Annotated in this window: 1 pseudogene; it reads right to left on the bottom strand. The window is 65.8% G+C overall.

Annotation, left to right across the window (positions count from 1 at the left end):
* A pseudogene (locus U4Z31_RS36985) lies at positions 1 to 445 on the bottom strand (adhesin); the annotation flags it as partial.

The raw sequence follows: 445 nt of genomic DNA, 5'->3' as shown, positions 1-445 counted from the left end.
CGTCGACAGCGAGCTGATACCCGTCGAAGTCGACGTGGACAACGAGCTGATCGAGCTGTTAGCCGACGAGAGGCCAGTCGACGTGGAGGTCGACAGCGAAGCGACCGAGCTATCGGTCGAGCTGAGGCCCGTGGACAACGAAGTGATGCCGGTCGACAGCGACGAGATTGCGCTGCTGGACGACGACACTGTCGTCGACAGCGAATCCACGATGGAATTGGTCGCGAAGAGTTGGGAGCCGTTGATCGCGTCCGTGCTGGTCGGCGTGATCTGACCTGCTGCGACGTTGGTGATCTGACGCGTGGTGCCCGTGGCCGCGTCGCCGACGCTCACCACGCTGCTCGGATTGCCGCCCGCGAACGTGGCGGTCACGCCGCCGACGGTACCCGTTGGCGTCGCGTGGGGCGTGTCGGTGACGGAGCCACTGCCGAGTGCGACGTCGCCG

It is taken from the genome of Burkholderia sp. BCC1985, from assembly GCF_905339915.1.
Classification (GTDB): Bacteria; Pseudomonadota; Gammaproteobacteria; order Burkholderiales; family Burkholderiaceae; genus Burkholderia.
This window is presented reverse-complemented; position numbering and strand designations above follow the sequence as displayed.